The following is a 23,014-nucleotide window of genomic DNA, read 5'->3' as shown; positions in this document are numbered from 1 at the left end:
TTCCACTATTCCGCCAGGCGGTTTTCCACGTAGGCTTCATCACGCAGCCGCCGTAACCAGCCCTCCACGACTTCGTCGCTCTTGCGCTCGCGGATCTGCTGTGCCGCCTGCATGCGACGGTAGTCCTCGGTGCTGTCCCGCTCGCGGCGGTCCTCGACCTTTACCACATGCCAGCCGAACTGGGTTTCGAAGGGTTGGCTGATCTCGCCCTCACCCAGGTTGTCCATGACGCGCTCGAAAGCGGGCACCAACTGTCCGGGGCTGACCCAGTCCAGGTCACCACCACGAGAGGCGGTACCGCTGTCGTCCGAGTGCACCCGGGCGAGGGCGCTGAAGTCCTCGCCGTTTTCTATCCGGTCCAGCAGGCTTTCCAGCCGCAGGCGCGCGTCTTCGTCGGTGACAACCTCGCTGGTGCGGATGAGGATGTGGCGGGCCCGGGTCTGCTGGACCAGCTGTGCGTCCTCGCTGCGGACATCACGCAACAGCACGATGTGGAAGCCGCTGCCGCTGCGAATCGGCCCGGCAATGTCGCCGGGCTGGAGGCCGAGCACATCGTCCTGGAACACGCTGGGCAGCTCACCGCCGGCGCGCCAGCCCAGATCGCCACCTTCCAGGGCGCGCTGACCGTCTGAGACGCGTGCGGCGGTTTCGGCGAAGTCGGCGCCATCGCGAAGTTCCGCGACAATCTCCTCTGCCCGCTGCCGGGCGGTATCCAGTTGCTCGGGGCTCGCGGCTTCCGGCGTGGATATCAGAATGTGGGAGACCCGGTATTGGAGATCCTGGGACGCCGCCTCGCTGGAGAGAAATTCCTCGATCTCCTGCTGCGTGATTTCCACCTGGCGCTCAACCTCGCGCTGGTGCAGGCGTGACAGCAGGATGTCCTCGCGGAGATCCTCGCGGAAGGCCGCGAAGGACATGCCCTGGCGTTGCAGGGCCTGCTGGAACTGGGGCAGGTTCATGTTGTTCTGCGCTGCCACCTGGCGGACCGCGGCGTTGAGGGTTTCCTCATCGACGGTGATGCCGACGCGCTGTGCGTAGGCCAGCTGCAGGCGCTTGAGGATCAGCCGATCCATGACCTGCCGCTCCAGTTCGGCACCGCTGGGCAGGCGTACGTTGCTGCCCTGGAACTGCTGTCGGACGGACTGGATTTCCGCCTCCAGTTCCGATGCCAGAATGATGTCATCGTTGACGATGCCAACAATGCGGTCGAGGCTCTGGCTTGCGCCGGCCAGTGTGGCCAGCGTCATGCTGGAGGCTGCCAGCGCGCAGATGCCGAGCTGCCTGATCTTGTCCCCGATCATGGTTACCTCATGTCCTGATAGCCGTAGATACTGTCCTGCAGGAAGTCCTCGATACGGTCTCCGACACTGCCGAGACCTCGGAATTCGAACTGCAGCATGACGGAGCGCTCCGGCTCCTCGAGTATGTCATCCCGATAGTAGCGATTCACGAGCCGCAGGCTCCAGCAACAATCGCGATATTCTAGACCGCCGAACGCCTCCAGTGTTCGATCTTCGAGCATGGAATAGCGCCAGCCGCCGAACACGTGCCAGCGCTGGAACACTGGCCAGACCATGGCGATGTCGCGCTGCTCCAGCGTCAGTTCGCCGTTGTCGCGGCGTGCCCGGTAGGCGGTGGAGATCACGGCATCGTTACGTGGCTGGTAGTTGATGCGCGCGCTGGTGAAGCGGGTTTCTTCCGCATCAGGATCCCAGACCACCTCGCCGCCGACCGAAAAGCCCGCCGGCAACTGCGCCCGCGCCTCACCGATGATATCCGAGCGGTTGGTCTCGTCGATGGGGTCGGAGGCCCGCAGTTGCACCTCTCGGTCGTCGAAATAGCGGATCTGCCCCACGCCGACGCGAAAGTACTCGGCTCCGGTCGCCCTGTCCACAAAACGGCTGGTCAGCCCGGTGGTGAGTTGATTCGCGTCACCCATGCGATCGGCGCCTATGAAGCGGTTCTCCGAGTAGAACTGGAACAGCGTGGGCTGAGCCGCGGTGGTGTCGAACAGCGGAAAGTCGGATTGATCCCGCCGGGGCACGTAAAGGTAGTAGGCCCGGGGTTCCAGGGTCTGTCGCAGGGGCCTGTTGAACGCCTGGAAGTGGCGTTCCAGGTAGATCCCGGCGTCGAGACTGGAGATGGGGGTTGTTCGGCTGAGGTTTTCGTCCTCCTCGCCTTCGACCCGGTCCAGATCGTACTGCGTGTGGCGCAGGGCCACGGAGGGGCGGATGAAACCGGCCTGGCGTTCATAGGGCAATGCCAGCCGTGGCGTGATGTCGAGCCGGGTTCCCGTGTCGCGCAATCGGGGTTCCGGATGGTCGAAGCGCACGGCCTCGGCGTCCAGGCGGTAATCCAGCGCCACCGGGCCCAGGTCGGCCCGCCAGGGTGTGTAGCTCATCACCACCTGTGGCAGTCGCTCGTAGGGCCGGTTGCCGGCGGAGATGGTCGGTGACAGGGTCTGGAACCAGTCGGCGCGGGCGGTGCTGGTCCAGTCACCCTGGCGGTGGCGGAGCTGGGCCCGGCTGCGCAGATGGGTGGTGCTGGACTGGTCGAAGCTGCTGCCGAAATCGCGAAAGTAGTCCTCGTCGCTCACCCGGTTGACGTCCAGGCTGCCGCTGACTCCCCGGGCCAGGTTTGCCCGTTGCTGGACCGACAACGCCCAGCGATCGCGTTCCAATTCATTGTCGTCTGGCAGGTAGGCACCGCGTACTTCGCCGGAATTCCAGCTCTGCAGATGGCGGAACTCGCCCTCCATCATGTAGCCGCGCTGGCTCATGTAGCGGGGCGTGAAGGTGGCGTCGTAGTTGGGTGCGATATTCCAGTAATAGGGTAGGGCGAAGTCCGTGCCGACGCGCTCGGACTGGCGGAACGTGGGCGGCAGCAGACCGCTCTTGCGGCGCTCGTCGATGGGAAAGTTCATGTAGGGCACGTAGGCCACCGGGGTGCCGAACAGGGTCATGCGTGCATCCCAGGCCTCGCCGACGCCGGTATCCCGGTTCAGTCGCAGCCGGCTGACCCGCAGTTGCCAGAGTTCGTTGCCGGGCTCGCAGGTGGAGTAGGTGGCACCGGAGAGGTGAACCACCCCGTCTTCATCGAGGCGGATGCGGTCGGTCTCGCCCTGGGTCAGTGTTTCCGGCACCAGATAGCGTGCCCGGTCCAGTTTGCCGCTGCCTGCGCCGAGCAGCATGTAGCCCTGCTCGGCGAACAAGCGCAGGCCTTCCTCGCCGTAGAGCAGCGACCCGCGGGCATCCACCCGGTCTTCCATTTCCCGGTACAGCACCTCGTCCGCCCCCAGCCACTGGTCGGCCCGTTCCAACGAGACGTCGCCGCTGAACGAATAGCGTCCCTCGGTGGTTTCATAACGCATGCGGTCGGCGTCGATGCGGGTGGCGACGTCCGGGCCCCGGCGTGCGGCGCGATCGGCCCTGATGGTGGGTACGGCGGGTCTGTCCAGACAGGCGGCCCATTGATCGCCGGGCGAGGGCATGGCGGGCCAGACGTCACGCGGGGGTGGTTCAGCCGCCATCGCCGGTGACAGGCCGAAGGTCAGCATCATGGCTGCCAGCGGTCCGGCAAGCCGCCGTGGCGCAAGGGGGCGCTCCGGTCGAGACACGATACTCCTTTCCCCGTGGTCAGGCTGGCGAATGGACGGGGGCCGCTCCGGACTGGCCAGGCGCGATACACTTGTGTCTCGGACCATGGCGCGCGTAGCGCCGGCAAACATCAACCCCGGAGGTGGCCATTGAACCATTCCCCGCAGCTGGAAGCGAGCCTTTCGCCCTCCCGTGAAGCGGCCCTGCGTGCCTGGGTGGAATCCTGCCTGGATTCCGCCATAGACGTGCTCGAGCCGGCCTCATCGGATGCAAGCTTCCGCCATTATTTCAGGCTGCGGCACCAGGGAGTGTCCTACATCATCATGGATGCCCCACCTGCCCATGAAGACGTAAAGCCCTTCATGCACGTCGCTGGACTGATGCAGCAGGCCGGGCTCAATGTCCCCGTGATCCACGCCGCCGATGTCGAACAGGGCTTTCTGTTGCTGTCGGACCTGGGTCGCCACACCTATCTGGAAGTGCTCTCGGAGAGCAATGCCGACGCGCTGTATTCCCTGGCCATCGACGCGCTCGTGGACTGGCAGGCGGCAAGCCGGCCGGATCAGTTGCCGCCCTATGATGAAGCCCTGTTGCGCCGGGAACTGGCGCTGTTTCCGGACTGGTATCTGGCGAAGCACCTGGAGATCACCCCCGATGCCGCGGAGGCCGCACAGCTGGAGCAGGTCTGCTCGCGGCTCGTTGAGCACGCCCTGTCCCAGCCCCGGGTGTATGTCCATCGTGACTACATGCCGCGCAACCTGATGGTCAGCAAACCGATGCCCGGGGTACTGGACTTCCAGGACGCTGTGTACGGCCCGGTGAGTTACGACCCCGTCTGCCTGTTCATGGACGCCTTCATCAGTTGGCCTGCGGAACGGGTGGAGGGCTGGCTTGAGACCTACCACCATCGGGCTTTGGCCGCCGGCGTGCCGGTTCCGGGAGATGCTGCGGAGTTCCTGTCCTGCTGTCGCTGGATGGCGGTACAGCGCCACCTGAAGGTGCTCGGCATCTTTGCCCGCATTCGCCATCGCGACGGCAAGCCACGCTATTTGGAAGACGCACCGCGCTTCTTCGCTTACTTGGACTGGGCCATCGCCGGGGAACCGGAGCTCGCGCCGCTGGGTGAGTTGCTGGCCCGCTGGAGGCGGCCGGAGACCGCATCGTGAAAGCGATGATCCTTGCCGCCGGGCGGGGTAAACGCATGCGGCCGCTGACGGATCAAACGCCCAAGCCGTTGCTTGAAGTCGGCGGCAAGCCGCTTATTGTCTGGCACCTGCAGGCGCTGGCCGAAGCGGGTTTCACCGAGGTGGTGATCAACCACGCCTGGCTGGGACAACAGATTCCGGCCCGGCTTGGAGAGGGCAGTGAATTCGGCCTGCACATCCGCTACTCGCCGGAAGGGGAAACCGGTCTTGAGACCGGTGGAGGTATTTACCGGGCACTGCCGTTGCTGGGTGACGCACCTTTCCTTGTCGTCAATGGCGATATCTGGACGGACATGGACTTCACCACGCTGCAGCTTGCCCCGGGTGACCTCGCCACCCTGGCGCTGGTGGCGAATCCGGCCCACAACGCCGAGGGGGACTTCGGTCTGTACCCGGATGGCCGGGTCGGGAATGCAGGCGGACGCCGGCTGACCTACAGTGGAGTAGGCGTGTTTGCACCGGCCCTGTTCGCCGGGTGCGAGCCCGGGTTCTTCCCGCTGGCGCCGCTGCTGCGGCGGGCCGCAGATGCTGGGCTGGTGGGCGGTGTCCACCATCGGGGCGCCTGGGAAGACATCGGCACCCCGGCCCGGTTGCAGGCACTGGACCAGACTCTGCGGGAGCAAAGCGACTGACCATCGCAGGAGGCGCATGGGCAACGAGATCAATCGGGATCGATTCACCCGTGAGGACTTCCACAGGTTCTCCAACTGCCTGCGGGCCGAGACGACACTGCTCGGCGACTGGCTACGCAGCGGTCGGGTGGCTGCCGAGCCCTTGCGCATGGGCTACGAGCTGGAGGCCTGGCTGGTAGACCCCACCGGGCACCCGGCGCCCATCAATCAGCAGTTTCTCGACCGGCTCGCCCACCATGACGTGGTGCATGAGCTTGCGCAGTTCAACGTGGAACTCAATGGCGCGCCGCATCTGTTGCGGGATGACCCCTTTCGCCGAACCCATGCCGATCTGGATGGTTTATGGAACCGCTGTTCCCGCGTCGCCCGGGAACTCGAAGTCCGACCGGTGATGATCGGTGTGCTGCCCACGGCGCGGGTCGAGGATTTCACGCTGGAATCCATGTCGCCGCTGCAGCGCTATCGGGCACTCAATCTGCAGGTGCTCGAACTGCGCAATCGTCGACCGCTGCATGTGGAGATCCATGGTGACGCGGAATCCCTGTCCCAGGATCGGCAGGATGTGATGCTGGAGGCCGCCGCCACCTCCCTGCAACTGCATCTGCAGGTGCCACCGGACCGGGCCGGCCGTTTCTTCAATGCGGCCATGCTGCTGTCGGCTGCCAGCGTGGCGCTGGCGGCGAATTCGCCGTATCTGTTTGGTCGACGGCTGTGGCAGGAGACCCGCGTGCCCCTGTTCGAGCAGGCGGTGGCCATCGATCCCGTGGATGGCGCCCATGGCGTGGGCGCGCCGGGACGGGTGACCTTTGGCACTGGCTATGTCCGCGAAGGGCTGCATGAGCTGTTCCGGGAGAACGCCGAGCGTTATCCGGTGTTGCTGCCCCAGTGCAGCGATGCGAAGCCGGCGCAGTTGTCGCACCTGCAGTTGCATAACGGCACGATCTGGCGCTGGAACAGGCCTCTGGTGGGCTTCGGGGATGACGGGCAATGTCATCTCCGCCTGGAGCACCGGGTGATGGCGGCAGGCCCGACGGTTGCCGACGTGATGGCCAACGCCGTCTTTTTCTACGGCGCGTTGCTTGCCTGCGTCGGTCGTCGGCAGCCGTTGGAGAAAGAGCTGCCGTTTCAGGCTGCGGCGAGAAACTTCTACGCTGCCGCCCGGGATGGGCTGCGGGCCGAAGTGGAATGGCTGGGTGGCCAGAAGGTGGTGCTGCGTGAGCTTCTGCTGCAGAGCCTGATCCCAAAGGCCGACGCGGCGCTCGCCGAGTCGGGGCTTGCGCCCGACGCCTATCGCCCGTACCTGGAAATTGCCCGGGCACGGGTCGCCAGCGGCCATACCGGCGCCGCCTGGCAGATCGGCTGGGTGCAGCGTCATGGGCGTGACTTTGCCGGACTGGTTCAGGCGTATATGGCGCATGCCGATTCCGGGCACCCGGTTCACGAATGGGAGCTTTAGGAGTGTTGATGATCCATGGCTGAAGTATCGGCTTTGCAGTTGTATCGGGAATTGCCCGGCGGGTTCCTTGATGTCCAGGCGAGGGACATCCATGCCCTGCTGGGCGGTCCCAGCCTCATCGAGCTGCCCGGCCGCCGCGAGCCGCCGTTGTTCGTCTCCGTGCTTCTGCACGGCAACGAGACCACGGGCCTGCATGCCATCCAGCAATTGCTCAGACGGTATCAGGGCAAGACCTTGCCGCGATCGCTCTGTCTATTCGTCGGTAATACCCAGGCCGCACTGGCCGGCGTTCGCCGGCTTGATGGCCAACCCGACTTCAATCGTATCTGGCCCGGGGGGCAGGATGCCGACGCGCCGGAGGCCCGGCTGGTGCGCTCGGTCTGGGAGCGCATGCGTGATCGCGGCCTGTTCGCCAGCATTGATGTGCACAACAACACCGGCATCAATCCCCACTACGGATGCATCAACCGCCTTGAGCCGGCGTTTCTGGGTCTTGCGGCCCTGTTCAGCCGAACCATCGTCTATTTCACCCGCCCGCAGGGTGTGCAATCCCTGGCCTTCTGCCAGTTGGCACCGGCGGTGACCGTCGAGTGCGGCCGTGCCAGCGAGGTGGAAGGGGTTGCCCATGCCGCCGAATTCATTGATGCGGTCCTGCGGCTGGAGAACCTTCCCAGGCAGCCGCGGCCCGGCGAGTTCGGGTTGTTCCACACGATTGCCCGGGTGACCATTCCGGAAACTCAGCGGTTTCACTTTGGCGATGGTGCGGATGGTCTCGCCCTGCTGCCGGATCTCGAAGGCTTCAATTTTCGCGAGCTGCCGGCGGGTACGGAATTTGGCAGTTATTCAGGTGAGGCGGTGCCGTTGCTGGTGGAGGATGAGCGCGGTCGTGACGTGGCGGAGCGGTACTTCACCATGGACGATGGCCGTCTGATGACGCGAAGCCGGGTCATGCCGAGCATGCTCACCACCGATGCCCGGGTGATCCGCCAGGACTGCCTGTGCTATCTCATGGAACGGATGGATCCGGATCAGCGGTAGAGCAGCCGGTACCAGGCACTGCCCAGATGCTCGTGAAGTGCCGCTGTGCTGCGCTGCAGTGAGTGCCGGTCGGGCAGCAGCGCTGCCGCCCTGATGAGGGGTTCGTCGGCTGGTCGACCCAGGAAACCTGTCGGTGCCGGTGTTACCCGGGATACGCCGGCGCGCTCGAAAGCCTTCACGGAGCGGGGCATGTGCAGCGCCGATGTCACCAGGATCACATGGTCGATACCGGCATCCTGCAGGATGCCAGCCGAAAAATAGGCATTCTCCTGGGTGTTGCGGCTGCGTGGCTCCAGCCATGTTACCGGCGCGCCGAAGTCTTCCTCCAGGGCCGTCGCCATCAGCGCTGCCTCGGCCACCTGGTCGTCACCCGGCGTACCGCCACTGACCAGCAGCGGCAAGCCCAGTTGCCGGTGCAGCCGCGCGCCATAGCGCACCCGCTCCAGAGACCACCAGTTCACCGTGTCGGCGCCGTACTCCGGAGCCGCCATGCGGCGACCACCGCCAAGGACAACGATAGCGGCAGGCTCGCCGATATCGGGCAGGTCATCCACCGGTAAGGCAGCGGTGCGCTCGAGGGGCGACACCAGGGCAAAGCTGAGCAGCGGCGTGGACAGCGCATAGAGGCTGGCCAGGCTGAGCACCACCAGCCCCTTGCCAAGCTTGCGGCGCCACAGCAGCAGGCCGATCAGCCCCAGGATCACCGGCCCGCCCGGCGGCAGGACCAGCTGACTCAGGGATGACCACCACATCACGGCGCCGACGCCAAGGTTTCAGGAGTGAGCCGCCGCAGGATCTGCTGGAGCAATCCTTCGGCCATGTCATCGAGGGTCGCGTCGGGGGTCAGGTCTCGCACCTGGATGACCTGCATGCCGGCGTGGCCACAGGGGTTGATGCGGCTGAAGGGCTCCAGGTCCATGGCCACGTTCAGTGCCACACCGTGGTAGCTGGCACCACGGCGAATCCGCAGGCCCAGGGCGGCGATCTTGGCGTCGTCCACGTAGACGCCGGGCGCGTCCGGGCGGGGGTAGGCGGTAATGCCGTAATCTGCCAGCAGGGCGACGACGGTCTCTTCAAGCAGGGTTACGAGCTGGCGCACGCCGAGCCGGCGGCGGCGCATGTCCAACAGGGGATAGATCACCACCTGGCCGGGGCCGTGGTAGGTGACCTGGCCGCCGCGGTCCACGTTGACGACCGGGATGTCGCCGGGGGCGAGCACATGTTCCGGCTTGCCGGCCAGCCCCAGGGTGAAGACCGGCGGGTGTTCCACCAGCCAGATCTCGTCCGGGGTGTCCGGGCCGCGGTCGTCGGTGAATGCCTGCATGGCGCGCCAGGTGGGCTCGTAGTCGGCCAGGCCCAGCCGGCGCACCAGCGGGATGCCGCCCTCGCTCAAAGCGTCATCACCACCTGGTCATCGGCATTCAGCGCCAGGTAGACGGCGTCGATCTGGGCCTGGCTGATGGCCGTAAATGTGATCGTCACCGAGACATAGTTGCCCCGGCGGCTGGCGCTGGTGGCGACCCGCGACTCGTCAAGGTCCGGCACGTGCTCCCTCACCAGCTCCACCACCCGCAGCACGAAGTCCTCATCGGCGCGACCCATGGCCTTGACGGGAAACTCGCAGGGGAATTCCAGCAGGGTTTCGCGATCATCACTCATGACATCAAGCTTACTGGAACATCAACCAGAGTTCGTCAATCATGCGGCCGAAGAATCCGCCTTCGGCGATGTCTTCCAGGGCAATCAAGGGCGCCCGGGCAATGACCTCGCCCTCCAGTCGCACTTCCACGTCACCCACCTGCTGGCCCTGGCTCACCGGTGCGATCAGGGGTGTATTGAGCTGCATGCTGGCATCCAGGTTGTCGTACTGGCGCTGGGGAATGGTCACCATCAGCGACTCGGCCACGCCCACCGGTACCGTGTCTTCCGCGCCTTTCCACAGTTTCGGTCGCGACAGTTCACGCCCGCCTGCATAGAGCTCGTAGGTCTGGAAGAAGCGAAAACCGTAATTGAGCAGGGACTGGCTCTGATCAGCTCTTGCCCTGGGGCTTTCCGTACCCATGACCACCGACACCAGCCGCATGCCGTCGCGCTGGGCGGAGGTGACCAGATTGTAGCCGGCGGTGCTGGTATGACCGGTTTTCAGGCCATCCACGCTGTCATCACGCCAGAGCAGCTGGTTGCGGTTGCGCTGGGTGATGTCGTTGAAGGTGAACTCCCGCTCCGAGTACATCCGGTAGTACTCCGGGAAGTTGCGGATCATGGCCTGGGCCAGCAGCGCCATGTCCCGGGCGCTGGTGTACTGGTTTTCGTCCGGCCAGCCGGTGGAGTTGGTGAAGTTGGTGTTCTGCATGCCGATCTGGTCGGCGTACTGGTTCATGAGCTGGGCGAAGGTGCGCTCGTCTCCGGCTACATGCTCGGCCAGGGCGACACTGGCATCGTTGCCGGACTGGATGATGACGCCCCGCAGCAGGTCCTCGACGCTGACGCTGCGATTGACTTCCACGAACATCCGCGACCCACCCATGCGCCAGGCCCGCTCGCTGATGATCACCGGGTCGCTGAGCGACAGGTGCCCGCTGTCGATCTCGCTGAACACGACGTAGGCCGTCATCACCTTGACCAGGCTGGCGGGCTCGCGCCGTTCGTCCGGATTGCGCTCTACCAGCACCTGACCGCTGCCGCTGTCCAAAAGAATGTGGCTCGGCGCCGCAATGCTGGGAGGTGCTGGCACCGGCACGGGCATGGACTGCGCGACCACCGCCGAGGTGAACGTCAGGGACAGGGTCAGAAGGCACAGACTACGACACAGGCGTTTCATAGGGATTGATCACTTCTCACGGATTAGCGGGCATTGTCGGGGGAAACGATATTGGCGGGGCCAAGGCCACGGGACGCCAGCCGATCGCGCAGGGCTTCAGCAGCCTCGCGGGAGTCCACCGGGCCGATCCAGACCCGGTGCGGCCCTTCGTCCCCGGAGGAGCGAATCACCACCGAGGCCAGGTCTTCCGCCTCCAGGCGCGCACGCATGCGCTCGGCGTTGGTGCGGTCACCAAAAGCTCCCGCCTGGAGGAACCAGTCCTCGCGGTTGACCGAGGACTGGACACGGGGTGCCGCGCGCACATCCGGCGCCGCGGTGCGCTCGCCGCTGTCGGCAACGCGCATGGCGCCGTTGCCGGTACCAGCCGTTGTGTCCTCGGCGTCCAGGTTGCGGGTCAGCGTCTCGACGCGAACCCGCGCCGTGCCGGAGTCCACCATGTCCAGCCGGTAGGCCGCCGCATAGGACATGTCGATGATGCGATCATGGGCGAAGGGGCCGCGATCGTTGATGCGCACCACCACGCTGCGACCGTTCTCCAGGTTGGTTACCCGGGCATAGATGGGAATCGGCAGCTTCTTGTGGGCAGCGGTCATGGCGTACATGTCATAGGGCTCGCCGCTGGATGTGCGTCGGCCATGGAATTTCTTGCCGTACCAGGAGGCGATACCTTCTTCCACATGCCCTTCACCCTGTTCCATCAGGCGATAGGTCACACCGAAAACCTCGTAGGTCTCCGGGTTGCCCCAGCGGCTGCGGGGCTCATCCCTTGGCTCGGGCTCGGTCACACCGCTTAAATCCGGTGTGTAGTCGGGGCCGTAATCCGGGTCACCATCATCCCAGGGCGCCCGTTCCGGGGCAGGCTCGGGTTCCGGGGTCGGTCCCGGGGTGGGCGCGCTTGCACAGGCGGCGAGGGCGAGGGCGGCGATGGCTGGCAGCAGGTAGCCCGAACGTGTCACTGCTTCTCCTCCCGAATGGCCTGGGCGAGCTGATAGACGGCCAGGGCGTAGAGCGGGCTGTGGTTGTACCGGGTGATGACGTAGAAGTTGTGCAGACCGATCCAGTACTCGGTGCCGGCCTCACCTTCCAGTGCCATCAGCGTGGCGGCGGCATCGTCGGCGACGTCGCCCATGGGCTCGATGCCGGCGGCACGCAGTTCGCCAACGGTGGTGTAGGGCTGTCGGCCCTGATTGGCCAGGGCATCAGCGCGAGCCGGTTCGGCCACTTCGGCGGGAAAGACCACCGCCTCGCCCTGCCGCCATCGATGCGCCTTGAAATAGTTGCCCACACTGGCAACGGCGTCGGCCACGTTGCCCACCAGGTCGCGCCGGCCATCGCCGTCACCGTCCACGGCGTAATGGCGGTAACTGCTGGATATGAACTGGGGGATGCCCATGGCACCGGCGTAGGAGCCGCGCACTTCCAGCGGGTCGATGGCTTCCTCGTCCACCAGCAGCATGAACTGCTCCAGTTCACGGCGGAAGAAATCGGCCCGTGGCGGGTAACCGAAAGCCAGGGTGACCAGGGCGTCCAGCACGCGATGCCGGCCGCGGTGCATGCCGTAGCGTGTCTCAACGCCGATGATGGCCACGATGATGGCCTCGTCAACACCGTATTCCTCGGCGGCGCGGCTGATCAGTGCTTCGTGTTCAACCCACCACGCGGCACCTTCGCGGATGCGGTCCTCGCCCAGGAAGATGGGCCGATAACGCCGCCAGGGCATGGCCTCGGCCGGGCGTGAAATGGCGTCGATGATGTCCTGCTTGTGGCGGGCTTCCTCGAGCAGCGACTCGACCATGGCCGGGTCCAGGCCGTGACGCTCGCTTGCCTCGTCGATGAAATTGCGGATCTCGCTGCTGCCGGTGTCCAGGGGGACGGCCTGGGTGCCGGCTGACAGGGCCAACAGCATGGCTGCAAGCCCTCCGGCCACGAAGTGATGCCTCATGCTCCGACTCTCTCTCGCGCTTGGTTGCAATGTGCCCGCACCGGCCTGGAGGCGGCTGGTTCGGCATCTGTATGACGAGCGTTCCCGACTGCCATGAAGACTCCTCAGGACGCCCAGAGTTTCCGGTGCGTGTGAATGGACATGAGAATACCGAAGCCCGCCATGATGGTCACCATGGAGGTGCCGCCATAGCTGATCATTGGCAGTGGCAGACCCACCACCGGCAACAGCCCGGACACCATGCCCACGTTCACGAACACATAGACAAAAAAGGTCAGCGAAAGGCTGCCGGCCAGCAGGCGCGAATAGGTGTCCTGTGCCTGGGTGGCGATGTACAGCCCGCGGGCGATGATGAACAGGTACAGGGCCAGCAACTGCACCACCCCCACCAGCCCGAACTCCTCGCTGAATACCGCGAAAATGAAGTCGGTGTTCCGCTCCGGCAGAAAGTCGAGCTGCGATTGGGTGCCGTTCAGCCAGCCCTTGCCGAATACCCCGCCGGAGCCAATGGCAATGGTGGACTGGATGATGTGATAACCGCTGCCAAGTGGGTCCCGGGTCGGGTCGAACAGGGTAAGAATGCGGGTCTTCTGGTAGTCGTGCATGAGGAAAAACCAGAACACCGGCGCCAATGCGGCGATCAAGGCGCCGGCGGCGAGCATCAGCCGCCAGCGCAGCCCGCCGAGAAACAGTACGAAAAGCCCCGAGGCGGAAACCAGCAGCGCCGTGCCCAGGTCCGGCTGCATGATGATCAGCGCCGCCGGGATGCCCGTCAGCACGAGGGCGACGAGCACGTGCATGATGCGGGGTGGCAGGTGCTGGCGGGACAAAAACCAGGCCACCATCATGGGCAGTGCGATTTTCATGATCTCCGCTGGCTGGAAGCGGAAGAACCCCACGTCGAGCCAGCGCTGCGCGCCCTTGCCGGTGACTCCGATCAACAGCACCAGCACCAGCATGGCCAGGGCCCCGAGAAACACCCAGGGTGTCCAGCGGCGCAGGATAGCGGGGCTCACCTGGGCAATCATCACCATGACCGAGAAAGCAATGCCGAGCCGGATCAGCTGTCGCTGAATGTCGCCCATGCTCTGGTTCGATGCACTGTAAAGCACCACCAGACCAACCCCGGAGAGGATCGCCAGGGCGGTCAGCAACTGACCGTCGATGTGCAGGTGACGCTGCACGAACGTCTGCCGGTTGGCGATGGCGAGTTCAGACATGACGCGCCTCGTCCTCGGCATCGTCGCCGGATTCCGGCTCGGCAGGCAGCAGAGCCATGCAGGCGTCCATGACCTTGCGTGCCATGGGCGCTGCGACAGCGCCGCCGCTGCCGCCGTTCTCGACGATCACCGCAATGGCGTAGCGGGGTGCGTCCGCCGGTGCGAAAGCGTTGTAGAGCGCATGGTCGCGCAGGCGCTTCTCGATCTCGTCGGCATCGTATTCTTGATCCTGCGCCAGGCTGAACACTTGGGCCGTACCGGTCTTGCCGGCCATGCGATAGTCCAGATCGGCGGCAATGGAGCGAGCGGTGCCCCGGCTGCCATGGACCACCTTTTCCATCTGCTCGAAAGTGAGCTTCCAGTACTCCTCGCGACTCACCTCTACCGATCGTTCCGCCGGTGCCGCTGCAACCGGGCGAATCTCGCCGTTACCCAGCGGGCGGAGGGCCTTGAGAATCCGAGGTGGCCTGTACTGGCCACGATTGGCGAGTACGGCGGTAGCCTGGGCCAGTTGCAGGGGTGTGGTCAGGAAATAGCCCTGGCCGATCCCGGTAATGATGGTCTCGCCATGGAACCAGGATTCGCCCCGGTGAGCCCGTTTCCACTCCCGTGACGGCAGGATGCCCGCCAGTTCCCCTGGCATGCCGAGCCCCGGTCGATGGCCGAACCCGAAACCGTCCAGGAAGGCATGCATCCGGTCGATGCCGAGCTTGTAGGCCAGATCGTAGAAGTAGACGTCGCAGGACTGGGCCATGGCGTCTTCCATGTTCATGTGCCCATGGCCGCGGCGCTGCCAGCAGCGCCAGCGATGATTCACGCCCTGGATGGTGTAGAAGCCAGGGCAGAAGACCCGATCACTGGGGCGGAAAATATTGTGTTGCAGCGCGGCCAGGCTGAAAAACGGCTTGATGGTGGACCCTGGCGGGTATTGCCCCCGCAGTGCCCGATTGAACAACGGCCGGTCGATATCATCCTGCAGTTCGCGATAGGTCTCGACGTCGATACCATGGACAAACAGGTTGGGGTCGTACATCGGCTTGCTGGCCAGGGCCAGTACATCGCCGTTGCGGACATCGATGACCACGATGGATCCCGCGAAGTCCTCCAACGCGTCTTCGGCCACCCGCTGAATGCGGCTGTCGATGGTGAGGTACATGTCCTGGCCGGGGTTCGGTGCCACCCGCTCCAGGGGCCGGATCACGCGACCCAGGGCGTTGGTTTCCACCCGCTCGAGCCCGGCATGGCCATGTAGGCGCTCCTCGAACTGCAGTTCGACGCCGGTCTTGCCAATGTGGCTGGTCCCGGCGTAGCGACTGCTGTCGATGCGCTGCAACTCGCGCTCGTTGATGCGACCCACGTAACCGATGGCATGCACCGCATGGGGGCCGTGGGGGTAATGTCGGGTCAGGCGGGCTTCGACCTCTACCCCCGGGAATCGATGGCGCTGGGTGGCGAAGGCCGATACTTCCTTCTCGGTGAGGCGGAATTTCAACGGCAGGGCCTGGAAGCGCCGTGAGCGCCGTGCCAGGGTCCGAAAGCGCTCCAGTTCCGCCTCGCTGATCTCGACGATGCGCCCCAGGCCATCCAGCGTGGCCTGCATGTCGTCGATCTGTTCCGGGGTGAGCAAGAGCTGGAAGGTGGGCCGGTTCTCCGCCAGTACCACGCCGTTGCGGTCAAAGATCAGTCCGCGGTTCGGCGGCACGGGGACCAGCTTGACCCGGTTGGCCTGGGACATGGTCATGTAACGCTGGTGCCCGGTGACCTGCAGTTGTCCCATGCGCGCGCCCAGCAGGCCTAGCAGGCCCAGCACGCCGACACCGGCCACCACGGCGCGACGCGTGAACAGGTGTTTCTCCTGTCGCGAATCCCGCAGCTCGTTCGGTGTTCTTGTCATGGCTGTTCCATCAGAGCGGCACCGCTGGATGCCGCGGCATGAACCGGATCAGGCGATTGCGTAACGTCTGCGCACCGCGCGCATGATGATGAAAATCCAGGGCCACATCAGCGTACCGACCAGTGGTGCCAGCCAATAGGCTGCCGGCGGTGGCGGACGGCCCACCAGCCCGTTCACCCACAACTGGGCAAGATGAATCATGGTGAGCAATATGAGCACGATGATCGACTGCTGCCCCAGGGGATAGACCCGAATGCGCTGATGCAGTTTCAGCACCAGGAAAGCAGCGATCGCATAGCTGAAGGCGTGCTGCCCCAGCAGGGTTGATTGCAAGGCGTCCTGCGCCAGCCCCGCCAGCCAGGCCACACCCACGCCGACACGGTGCGGCACCGCCAGGCACCAGTAGATCAGCACCAGTGCCACCCACTGCGGACGCGCGCCGGTTGCCCAATCCGGCAGCGGCACCACGGTCAGCGCGTAGGCGATCAGCAGGCTGCAAAGGATGATCCAGGCGGCCCGCCCAGGGCCTGCATTCACGAGCCATCCCCCGGCTCCTCCGGTAATCGATAAGCGGCAGAGGCGTCGATGTCCTCGGCATCCTGGAATTGCGTGCGCACCAGCAGCATTTCACGACTGCGATCGAGTTCGGCCAGGGGTTCGGCGGTGATCCGGGCGAACGCATAGCCGGGTTCCTGGCGCACATCGGTCACCCGTGCCACCGGATACCCGGCAGGGAATCCACCACCGAGACCCGAGGTGATCAACAGGTCACCGACCTGGACATCTGCGTTGTTCGGCAAATGGGGCAGGTCGAGTTCGCGAAGACGACCGGTGCCGTAGGCAATGGCGCGCAGACCGTTGCGGTTGACCTGCACCGGAATCGCGTGACTGGGGTCGGTAATGAGCCTGACCACGGCGCTTGACCGACCGATGCGGTCCACCTGTCCCATCACGCCGCGGGCGTCGATCACCGGCTGCCCGGAGAACACCCCGTGGCGACTGCCCTTGTCGATCTGCAGCATGTGACGGTACGGGTCCAGGTCAACACGCATCAGCTCGGCAATCAGCACCGAGTGCTCCACCTCGTAGGCAGACTCAAGCAGCCCCTGCAGGCGGATGTTCTCGCGCTCGAGCTGGTCGAGCCGTTGCAGCCGGGCCTCGTTGAGCAATTGCTGATTACGCAGCCGTGCATTCTCTTGCAGCAACGCATTGCGACTGCTGGCGTGCTCGCTTGCCAGTTCTGCCAGCTCGAAAGGCAGGTTCACCGCAAAATGCAGGGGGTAGGCAATGGTCAGCGCCGCTTCCTGCACGGGTGCCGACAAGTGCTGACGGTGGTCGAGTGTCATGAGCCCCACCGACATCAACGCCAGCAGGATGACCCGGGTAGTCAGCGATGGGCCGCGTCCAAATAACGGTTTGATGATAGACCCCGCGACTGAATAGCTGCCGATCACATGCCTCTGCGCGACTTTCTGCAAGCAACTGCTGAGCAGTATGGCTTAGTCTATTGAGGCACCGATGATTTATGAGCGAGCGTACTCCAGCCCGTGCGTGCAGGCAATTCCCTGACGGGTTGCCCGGGCGCCACAATGGCGACAGTTTTCGGCACGCCCGGCTGAGCGGCCCCTGTTACTCGACGGTGAACAGGTCCAGGCCCTGTTCATCCATCAATTCAAGCGCCCGGCCGCCACCGCGGGCGACACAGGTCAACGGGTCGTCGGCGATGACCACCGGCAACCCGGTTTCTTCCATGATCAGACGGTCGAGATTGCGCAGCAGCGCGCCGCCGCCGGTGAGCACGATGCCGCGCTCGGCCACATCCGCCCCCAGTTCCGGTGGGGTCTGCTCCAGGGCCGTCTTCACCGCCCCGACGATGCCGGACAGGGGCTCCTGCAGGGATTCCAGGATCTCGTTGCTGTTCAGCGTGAAGCTGCGCGGCACGCCCTGCGCCAGGTTACGACCTCGAACGTCGATCTCCATGACCTCGGTGCCAGGGAAGGCAGTGCCGATTTCATGCTTGACCCGCTCGGCGGTGGATTCACCGATGAGAATGCCGTAATTGCGACGCACATAATTGATGATGGCTTCGTCGAAGCGATCACCGCCAATGCGTACCGACGCCGAGTAGACGATGCCGTTCAACGACAGCACGGCCACTTCCGAGGTGCCACCGCCGATGTCCAGCACCATGGAACCGCGGGCTTCGTCCACCGGCATGTTGGCGCCAATCGCAGCGGCCCGGGGCTCCTCGATCAGGTAGACCTCGCGTGCACCGGCGCCCAGAGCCGACTCCTTGATGGCACGCCGCTCAACCTGGGTAGCGCCCCAGGGCACACACACCAGCACCCGCGGGCTGGGCCGGAAAAAGCGCGCCTCGTGCACCTTTTTTATAAAGTGCTGCAGCATCTTCTCGGTGACGGTGAAATTGGCGATCACGCCGTCCTTGAGCGGGCGGATCGCCTTGATGTTGCCGGGCGTGCGGCCGACCATGCTCTTGGCCTCTGCGCCAACGGCGGCGATGGTTTTGGGGCCGCCGTCCCGATCCTGGCGGATGGCCACCACAGAGGGTTCGTTCAGCACGATACCCTGCCCACGCAGATAGATCAGCGTGTTGGCCGTCCCCAGGTCAATGGAGAGGTCATTGGAAAAAAGTCCGCGTATGCCCTTGAACATTCTAATGTCCCTGTCCCAGCGAAGGCGCTAATCTAACAACGGCGGTATGGTTGGGCAAGCAAACCCGGGCGGTGTGGATCAGGCCCGGGCAGGGCCGTCCCATCCACTGGACTCGCGCATTCCTGATTGGTTTCTGATTCTGGTCGACGACCATCGTCGCCAGGCTGATGGGCCGAGTATCCACATGATCGAGAGAGAATTCAGTGTACTCCGTCTCACTCGCGTTGGGACCGATGCACAGTTTGCCATCGCCCCCATCTTGATCGAGAATGCCCGGTTTCCGCACTTTTGCCCGTGGAGTCATGCACATGTCTCTCAGCAATGATGACGTCAGGCAGATCGCGCATCTGGCCCGGCTTGGGGTTGATGAGCAGGATCTGGATGGCTACGCCCGCAACCTGACCAGCATTCTCAATTTCGTGGAAGCCATGAGCGCGGTGGATACTACCGGCGTGGAGCCGCTTGCGCATCCCATCGACATGGCGCAACGACTGCGGCCCGATGTGGTCACCGAAGAGAACCAGCGTGAGCTGTTCCAGGGCATCGCCCCCGCCGTGGAAGACGGTCTCTACCTCGTGCCACGGGTTATCGAGTGACCGGCCGTCACCTTCAGCGCTTCCTCAACCGAATCGGGACATCAACGTGAGCCTGCATAGCCTGACAATCGCAGAACTCTCCCGCGGTCTCGCCGCCGGGGAGTTCTCCAGCCGTGAGCTGACCGAACACCTGCTCGGCCGCATCGAGGGCAAGGGCGCCGAGCTGAATGCGTTCATTTCGGTCACGCCGGACCAGGCCCTGGCGGCTGCTGATGCCGCCGACGCCCGCCGTGCCGCCGGCCAGGCCGGGCCGTTGACCGGTGTGCCCATGGCCCACAAGGACATCTTCTGCACCCGTGGTGTGCGCACCAGTTGTGGCTCGCGCATGCTCGACAATTTCATCTCGCCCTACGACGCCCATGTGGTGGAGCAGATACAGGCCGCCGGCATGGTCTGCCTGGGCAAGACCAACATGGACGAGTTCGCCATGGGGTCGTCCAACGAGACCAGCTACTATGGGCCGGTGCGCAACCCCTGGGAGCCGACGGCCGTGCCTGGCGGCTCGTCCGGCGGTTCTGCCGCGGCGGTGGCGGCCGGGTTGGTGCCCGCTGCCACGGCTACCGACACTGGTGGCTCGATCCGCCAGCCGGCTGCGCATTGTGGCGTCAGTGGCCTCAAGCCTACCTACGGGCGGGTCAGCCGCTACGGCATGATCGCGTTCGCATCCAGTCTCGACCAGGCCGGGCCCATCGCCCGCACCTGCGAGGACATGGCGTTGATGCTGGAAGTGATGGCCGGCTTTGACCCGCGGGACTCCACCTGCGTCGAGCGGGATGTGCCTCGCTACACTGATGCGTTGTCCGGTGATCTGACGGGCCTGCGTATCGGTCTACCCAGGGAGTATTTCGGTGAAGGGCTGGATCCGGCAGTGGCCGGGGCAGTGGACGCCGCAATCGACGAATACCGGCGCCTGGGTGCCACCTTCAAGGAAGTCAGCCTGGCCAACAGCCATCTGGCGGTGCCCTGCTACTACGTGATCGCCCCGGCGGAGTGCTCCGCCAACCTGTCGCGCTTCGATGGCGTGCGCTTCGGTCACCGCTGCGAGGATCCCGTCGATCTGGAGGATCTCTACAAGCGTTCCCGTGGCGAGGGTTTTGGTGCGGAGGTCAAGCGCCGCATCCTGGTGGGGACTTACGCGCTGTCCGCCGGCTACTACGATGCCTACTATCTGAAGGCGCAGCAGATTCGCCGACTCATCCGCGATGATTTCCTGCGCGCCTTCGAAGAGGTGGACCTGCTGCTCGGCCCAGCTGCGCCTACCCCGGCCTTCGATTTCGGCGAGCACACGGACGACCCGGTGAGCATGTACCTGTCGGATATCTACACCATCGCGGTGAATCTGGCGGGGTTGCCTGCGCTGACCATCCCAGCCGGATTTTCCGGCAAGCGGCCCATCGGCTTGCAATTGATTGGCACCCATTTCGACGAGGCGCGATTGCTGCAGGCGGGGCACCGTTATCAGCAGGTGACCGACTGGCACCACCGTCGCCCCGAAGCCTACGCGTAAGCGCGAGGAGAACAGACTGATGCAGTGGGAAACGGTGATCGGGCTGGAAATCCATGCCCAGCTTGCCACCAGGAGCAAGATTTTCTCCGGAGCCTCCACCGCCTACGGCGCGGAGCCCAACACCCAGGCCTGTGCCGTCGACCTGGGCCTGCCCGGCGTGTTGCCCGTGCTCAATGCCGGCGTGGTGGATATGGCCATCAAGTTCGGGCTGGCAACGGGCTGCACCGTCGCCCCGCGTTCGGTGTTTGCCCGCAAGAACTACTTCTACCCCGACCTGCCCAAGGGCTACCAGATCAGCCAGTACGAGCTGCCCGTGGTGCACGACGGCGCCGTCACCATCGAACTGGATAACGGCGAGACCAAGCGTATCGGTCTTACTCGCGCTCACTTGGAAGAAGATGCCGGCAAGTCCTTGCACGAAGGCTTCGAGGGTGTCTCCGGTATTGACCTGAACCGGGCGGGTACACCGCTGCTGGAGATTGTCTCCGAACCGGACATGCGCTCGCCGGCAGAAGCCGTGGCCTACATGAAGAAGATCCACTCGCTGGTGCGCTATCTAGGTATCTGTGATGGCAACATGCAGGAAGGCTCGTTCCGCTGCGACGCCAACGTGTCGGTGCGCCCGGTGGGACAGGTGGAATTCGGCACCCGCGCCGAGTTGAAGAACATCAACTCGTTTCGTTTTGTCGAAAAGGCCATCGAGTTCGAGGTAGAGCGGCAGATCGATCTGCTGGAATCTGGTGGTACCGTAGTGCAGGAGACGCGGCTCTACGATTCAGTGAAAAACGAAACCCGCTCCATGCGCACCAAGGAAGAGGCCAACGATTACCGCTACTTCCCCGATCCGGACCTGCTGCCCGTGGTCATTGATGCCGCGCATATCGAGCGGGTGCGTGGGGAATTGCCGGAGCTGCCCGATGCCCGGCGGGAGCGCTTCACGTCCGAGTACGGCCTTACCGCTTATGATGCCGGCGTGCTCACTGCGGCCCGGGAAACCGCGGATTACTACGAGGCAGTGGTTGCCGCCGGCGGCGAGGCGAAGATGGCTGCCAACTGGGTGATGGGCGAACTCACCGGTGCGCTAAACCGTGATGGTGTGGAGATTTCTGATAGCCGCGTCTCGGCCGAAGCGCTGGCCGGGCTGCTGGCGCGGGTCAATGACAACACTATTTCCGGCAAGATCGCCAAGGACGTGTTCGACGCCATGTGGAATGGCGAGGGCGATGCCGACACCATTATCGAGGCCAGGGGTCTGCGTCAGCTCACCGACAGCAGCGCCATCGAGGCCATGATCGACGAGGTGATCGCCGCCAATCCGGGGCAGGTCGAGCAGTTCAAGGCCGGCAAGGACAAGCTGCTGGGCTTTTTTGTCGGCCAGGTGATGAAGGCTTCCAAGGGCAAGGCCAACCCGGCACAGGTCAATGAGATCCTGCGTCGCAAACTGGCGGAGTGACGAGCCGATGTCGAAAGATCAACGGCAGCGTTTTCTGTTTGAGTACGCCAACGTCCGGGGGGAGGTCATCCACCTGGACGAGACGGTGGCGCAGGTGCTGGGGCGTCGCACTTACCCGACGGCGGTGACCCGTGTGCTCGGCGAATCCCTCGCGGCGGCGGGTCTGCTGTCTGCAGTGCTCAAGTTCAAGGGCTCGCTGATTCTGCAGATCCAGGGCAAGGGCTCGCTCAGCATGCTGGTGGCCAGCGCCACCCATGACCACGATCTGCGCGCCGTGGCGCGCATCGCCGAGGATGCAGAGATCGTCGACGATGACGACCTGCAGCGGCTGACCGGGGGTGGTCATCTGGCAATTACCATCGATCCGGATGAATCCACCGAGCGGTATCAGGGCATTGTCGCCCTGGAGCACCCCAGCGTTGCCCAGTGTGTGGACGCCTATTTCACCCAGTCGGAGCAGTTGCCAACGCGGATCTGGCTCGCCTGCGATGGCGAGCGGGCCGCCGGGCTTCTGTTGCAGCGCCTCCCCGAGCATGACCACGGCGACCCGGATGCCTGGAACCGCGCCGAGCACCTGGCCTCCACCATCACCGAGGAAGAGCTGCTGGAACTGGAGGCCCCGGATATCGTCCGGCGCCTGTTCCACGAAGAGACCATCCGGCTGTTCGACCCCGAGCCCATGCGCTTCCATTGCCATTGCTCCCGACAGCGCCTGGGAGACGTCATCGTCGGTCTGGGTCGCGAAGAGGCCCATTCCATTCTCGAAGAGCAGGGCGCCCTGGAAGCCCGCTGCGATTTCTGCGGCGCGAGCTATCGTTTCGATGCCGTGGACATCCGCCAGCTGTTCAAGGACGGCGGCACCGACGCCGCAGGCCGCACCCGGCATTGATCGAAGTTTCCGGCAGGGCCGTCGCCGCCATGGTGCGTTACGCGCTGCGCTCTAACACACCCTACAAGAGACCGTGCCCATTCGAAGCCCGC

General features: G+C 64.6%; 21 protein-coding genes. 8 read left to right on the top strand and 13 right to left on the bottom strand.

Translation table 11 applies throughout. The features are described 5' to 3' along the window. Nucleotides 1–5: 5 nt before the first annotated feature. Together J2T57_RS00370 and J2T57_RS00365 are read right to left on the bottom strand one after the other, a co-directional pair. Entirely contained in the window at nt 6–1,301 is a 1,296-nt protein-coding gene (locus tag J2T57_RS00370; protein ID WP_301289030.1) for a peptidylprolyl isomerase, read from the bottom strand. 2 nt (nt 1,302–1,303) lie between these two features. After that, nucleotides 1,304–3,616 (bottom strand): LPS-assembly protein LptD, encoded by a 2,313-nt coding sequence (locus J2T57_RS00365; protein WP_253472577.1) that lies wholly within the window; start codon nt 3,614–3,616, stop codon nt 1,304–1,306. Between the two features lie 129 nt (nt 3,617–3,745). On the opposite strand from J2T57_RS00365, the gene J2T57_RS00360 reads away from it, so the two are divergent. The 4 genes from J2T57_RS00360 to J2T57_RS00345 are packed head-to-tail and all read left to right on the top strand — an operon-like array spanning nt 3,746 to nt 7,927. Beyond that, nucleotides 3,746–4,762 (top strand): aminoglycoside phosphotransferase family protein, encoded by a 1,017-nt coding sequence (locus tag J2T57_RS00360; RefSeq protein WP_301289029.1) that lies wholly within the window; start codon nt 3,746–3,748, stop codon nt 4,760–4,762. Continuing rightward, nucleotides 4,759–5,433 (top strand): N-acetylmuramate alpha-1-phosphate uridylyltransferase MurU, encoded by a 675-nt coding sequence (gene murU / locus J2T57_RS00355; RefSeq protein WP_253472574.1) that lies wholly within the window; start codon nt 4,759–4,761, stop codon nt 5,431–5,433. Before J2T57_RS00360 ends, murU begins: the two co-directional genes overlap by 4 nt. A 16-nt stretch (nt 5,434–5,449) precedes the next feature. Further along, nucleotides 5,450–6,889 (top strand): glutamate-cysteine ligase family protein, encoded by a 1,440-nt coding sequence (locus J2T57_RS00350; RefSeq protein ID WP_253472571.1) that lies wholly within the window; start codon nt 5,450–5,452, stop codon nt 6,887–6,889. Nucleotides 6,890–6,904: 15 nt separating this feature from the next. Then, the gene (locus tag J2T57_RS00345; RefSeq protein WP_253472568.1) at nt 6,905–7,927 is read left to right on the top strand and encodes a M14 family metallopeptidase; all 1,023 of its coding nucleotides are present in this window, start codon (nt 6,905–6,907) and stop codon (nt 7,925–7,927) included. Here the strand turns inward: J2T57_RS00345 and J2T57_RS00340 are convergent. The 11 genes from J2T57_RS00340 to J2T57_RS00290 form a co-directional block, all read right to left on the bottom strand. Next, a complete protein-coding gene (locus J2T57_RS00340; RefSeq protein ID WP_253472564.1) occupies nt 7,918–8,679 on the bottom strand; it encodes a YdcF family protein in 762 nt (253 codons plus the stop codon). The two genes, J2T57_RS00345 and J2T57_RS00340, sit on opposite strands and share 10 nt — an antisense overlap. After that, nucleotides 8,679–9,251, bottom strand: a complete 573-nt coding sequence (lipB, locus tag J2T57_RS00335; RefSeq protein WP_436262675.1) for a lipoyl(octanoyl) transferase LipB — start codon at nt 9,249–9,251, stop codon at nt 8,679–8,681. Before lipB ends, J2T57_RS00340 begins: the two co-directional genes overlap by 1 nt. Nucleotides 9,252–9,316: 65 nt before the next feature. Then, complete coding sequence (locus J2T57_RS00330; protein WP_253472558.1) at nt 9,317–9,586, bottom strand: YbeD family protein; 270 nt, start codon at nt 9,584–9,586, stop codon at nt 9,317–9,319. A gap of 10 nt (nt 9,587–9,596) precedes the next feature. Further along, nucleotides 9,597–10,748 (bottom strand): D-alanyl-D-alanine carboxypeptidase family protein, encoded by a 1,152-nt coding sequence (locus tag J2T57_RS00325; RefSeq protein WP_253472555.1) that lies wholly within the window; start codon nt 10,746–10,748, stop codon nt 9,597–9,599. A 23-nt stretch (nt 10,749–10,771) separates the two neighbouring features. After that, nucleotides 10,772–11,704 carry a septal ring lytic transglycosylase RlpA family protein gene (locus J2T57_RS00320; RefSeq protein ID WP_253472552.1) on the bottom strand — a complete coding sequence of 311 codons (933 nt, stop codon included), beginning with the start codon at nt 11,702–11,704 and terminating at the stop codon, nt 10,772–10,774. Continuing rightward, complete coding sequence (mltB, locus tag J2T57_RS00315; RefSeq protein ID WP_253472549.1) at nt 11,701–12,690, bottom strand: lytic murein transglycosylase B; 990 nt, start codon at nt 12,688–12,690, stop codon at nt 11,701–11,703. Before mltB ends, J2T57_RS00320 begins: the two co-directional genes overlap by 4 nt. 104 nt (nt 12,691–12,794) lie before the next feature. Further along, nucleotides 12,795–13,910: a rod shape-determining protein RodA gene (gene rodA, locus J2T57_RS00310; RefSeq protein ID WP_253472546.1), complete on the bottom strand. Its 1,116-nt coding sequence runs from the start codon at nt 13,908–13,910 to the stop codon at nt 12,795–12,797. Continuing rightward, nucleotides 13,903–15,804 carry a penicillin-binding protein 2 gene (gene mrdA, locus J2T57_RS00305; RefSeq protein ID WP_253472543.1) on the bottom strand — a complete coding sequence of 634 codons (1,902 nt, stop codon included), beginning with the start codon at nt 15,802–15,804 and terminating at the stop codon, nt 13,903–13,905. Before mrdA ends, rodA begins: the two co-directional genes overlap by 8 nt. A gap of 48 nt (nt 15,805–15,852) precedes the next feature. After that, nucleotides 15,853–16,341 carry a rod shape-determining protein MreD gene (gene mreD / locus J2T57_RS00300; RefSeq protein ID WP_253472539.1) on the bottom strand — a complete coding sequence of 163 codons (489 nt, stop codon included), beginning with the start codon at nt 16,339–16,341 and terminating at the stop codon, nt 15,853–15,855. Continuing rightward, the gene (gene mreC, locus J2T57_RS00295; protein WP_366519058.1) at nt 16,338–17,258 is read right to left on the bottom strand and encodes a rod shape-determining protein MreC; all 921 of its coding nucleotides are present in this window, start codon (nt 17,256–17,258) and stop codon (nt 16,338–16,340) included. The genes mreD and mreC overlap by 4 nt, the downstream gene beginning before the upstream one ends. A 175-nt stretch (nt 17,259–17,433) precedes the next feature. Then, nucleotides 17,434–18,477 (bottom strand): rod shape-determining protein, encoded by a 1,044-nt coding sequence (locus J2T57_RS00290; protein WP_253472536.1) that lies wholly within the window; start codon nt 18,475–18,477, stop codon nt 17,434–17,436. A gap of 308 nt (nt 18,478–18,785) precedes the next feature. On the opposite strand from J2T57_RS00290, the gene gatC reads away from it, so the two are divergent. Genes gatC through hslO form a run of 4 tightly spaced genes read left to right on the top strand, consistent with a single transcriptional unit; the run spans nt 18,786 to nt 22,922 of the window. Continuing rightward, complete coding sequence (gene gatC / locus J2T57_RS00285) at nt 18,786–19,073, top strand: Asp-tRNA(Asn)/Glu-tRNA(Gln) amidotransferase subunit GatC (RefSeq protein WP_253472533.1); 288 nt, start codon at nt 18,786–18,788, stop codon at nt 19,071–19,073. 52 nt (nt 19,074–19,125) lie between these two features. Then, nucleotides 19,126–20,580, top strand: a complete 1,455-nt coding sequence (gene gatA / locus J2T57_RS00280) for an Asp-tRNA(Asn)/Glu-tRNA(Gln) amidotransferase subunit GatA (protein WP_253474169.1) — start codon at nt 19,126–19,128, stop codon at nt 20,578–20,580. A gap of 19 nt (nt 20,581–20,599) precedes the next feature. Continuing rightward, entirely contained in the window at nt 20,600–22,033 is a 1,434-nt protein-coding gene (gatB, locus tag J2T57_RS00275) for an Asp-tRNA(Asn)/Glu-tRNA(Gln) amidotransferase subunit GatB (protein ID WP_253472530.1), read from the top strand. 7 nt (nt 22,034–22,040) lie between these two features. Then, complete coding sequence (gene hslO / locus J2T57_RS00270; protein ID WP_253472527.1) at nt 22,041–22,922, top strand: Hsp33 family molecular chaperone HslO; 882 nt, start codon at nt 22,041–22,043, stop codon at nt 22,920–22,922. Nucleotides 22,923–23,014: the final 92 nt, after the last annotated feature.

It is taken from the genome of Natronocella acetinitrilica (assembly GCF_024170285.1).
In the GTDB taxonomy this organism is placed as follows: domain Bacteria; phylum Pseudomonadota; class Gammaproteobacteria; order Nitrococcales; family Aquisalimonadaceae; genus Natronocella; species Natronocella acetinitrilica.
Note: the sequence above shows the minus strand (reverse complement) of the source record. Positions and strands in the feature narration are given on the sequence as shown.